Source organism: Moorena sp. SIO3B2 (genome assembly GCF_010692525.1).
GTDB lineage: Bacteria > Cyanobacteriota > Cyanobacteriia > Cyanobacteriales > Coleofasciculaceae > Moorena > Moorena producens.
Genome location: NZ_JAAHHE010000754.1, coordinates 1 through 1917, shown reverse-complemented (window position 1 = coordinate 1917; position 1917 = coordinate 1). Strand labels below are relative to the sequence as shown.

The window sequence follows — 1917 nt, the reverse complement described above, 5'->3', positions numbered from 1 at the left end:
GCAACCGCTTGACATGAACTAGACTAAAGTGCCTGAACTGAGCTTCTTTCAAAAACTCTTGTAACAATCTGGCTTCTGCCAGGTTGTCCTCAATTAACAAGATTTTTACTGAGCCTTCAGGCATTACCTTTGAGTATTTATTCTGTGGGCTTATTGGTCTGGATTTCTCCTTTGATAGAGAATCGTCATTGGTTTCCTGATTTTGTATTAGTCAACCCTGATGTCTAATCCCTAGTCTCTCATGGTTCATTCCTAATCTGTAATCCCTAATCTGTAATCCCTAATCCCTTTATTGTGATGGCAGGGTGACAGTGGAGAGCCAAAAGTCTTCAATTCCTTTGACGATTTTGAATAATTCGCTAAGATTCCGGGATTTGGTGATGTAGCAATTCACATGCAAGTCGTAACTCTGGAAAATGTCATCCTGATTTCTTGAGGTAGTTAATACCACCACAGGAATCCGTTTGAGATTAGGGTCAGCCTTAATCTCTGCGAGCACCTCTCGACCATCCTTTTTTGGCAAGTTCAAATCTAGCACGATCAGGTCTGGACGGACGGCATCAGCATACTCTCCTTCTTGGTTTAAGTAAGCCATAGCGTCCATGCCATTTCTGACCGTTACTACCTGGTGGGGTACCGAGCTATTTTTTAACGCTTCTTGGATTAAGCGAATATCGGCTTTATTGTCTTCAACCAAAAATATGATTTTGTGTCTTTCGTCCGTTTCTACGCTCACGCTCGCGTCCCCTTACTGGAATTGTAAAATAGAAGGTGGCACCGTGACCTAGTTCTGACTCTACCCAAATTTTGCCCCGGTGACACTCCAGAATCTTTTTACAGATAGCCAAACCCATACCTGTGCCAGGATACTCATCCCGGGTGTGCAGACGTTGGAAGATCACGAAAATGCGATCGCTAAACTGCGGTTCAATGCCAATGCCATTATCCTGCACTGAAAATAGCCATGAATCTTCGAGTCGTTTTGCCCCCACATGGATTTCCGGTGGCTGTTCACTGCGGAACTTGATCGCATTACCGATTAAATTCTGGAACAGTTGCATCAACTGGGTGCTATCAGCCATAACTGTTGGGAAGGGGTCATGGGTAATCACTGCTCCAGTTTCACGGATGCGTCCCCGCAAATTAGCCAGAGCATGGTCTAAGGCCGTTTCCACTTCCGTCAGTTTAAACTCAATGCCCTGCAAATCGACTTTCGAGTAAGCCAACACATCATCAATCAGGGTTTGCATGAGGCTGACTCCCTCAACCGCAAAGGTAATAAACTCGCTGGCATCTTCGTCAAGTCGGTCATTGTAGCGCATTTCTAACAGCTGCACATAATTCGCCACTTGATTCAGGGGTTCTTGCAGGTCATGGGATGCCACATAAGCAAACTTTTTCAGTTCAGCATTGGAACGTTCTAGATCTTGAGCCAATTGAGCCAATTCATCAGCTTGACGCAGGACAATATTAATCAATGCTTTCCTCAGTTCCAGTGCTGTCTTAATTTCTACCTGTTTCCAGGGTAAAGAGGTTAAGCGAACGGTTTCTTTCCACAGTTCAAAGGATTTACGGGGCGATAGTTGCAAAGTCCCCTGTGTGTGGGTTGTTTCAAAGGCTTTATTGGGGTCACCCCCCCAATTCACAGTTTGAATCACCTCTGATCGGAACCACAGCACATAGTTTCTCTTGGAAATGGGGATGGCTAGCAGGCCACTACCAATATCTTTAAACCGTTGTGCATCAGGATAAATGCGAGGCAGAGAATCAGTATAGAAAACCTCTTGATCAACATTCTGTTTCAGCCATTGCACCAAAAACTTCAGGTCTTCTTCACTAGGGGTTTCACCAATAACCGTAAAATTATCCCCAAAACAAATTGCTGCACCTTGAGCACTGGTTAAGTCCAGTAAATTG

The 1917-nt window shown here is 44.5% G+C and carries 2 protein-coding genes and 1 pseudogene; all 3 read right to left on the bottom strand.

Translation table 11 applies throughout. The annotated features are described in order from the left end of the window. Positions 1-124 (bottom strand): annotated as a pseudogene (locus F6K38_RS44700) (hybrid sensor histidine kinase/response regulator); the annotation flags it as partial. Positions 125-289: 165 nt separating this feature from the next. Then, the gene (locus F6K38_RS40660; protein WP_502709660.1) at positions 290-736 is read right to left on the bottom strand and encodes a response regulator; all 447 of its coding nucleotides are present in this window, start codon (positions 734-736) and stop codon (positions 290-292) included. Continuing rightward, positions 690-1917, bottom strand: a 1228-nt coding sequence (locus F6K38_RS40655; RefSeq protein ID WP_287360513.1) for an ATP-binding protein, incomplete at its 5' end; no start/stop codon positions are given. The genes F6K38_RS40660 and F6K38_RS40655, both read right to left, overlap by 47 nt.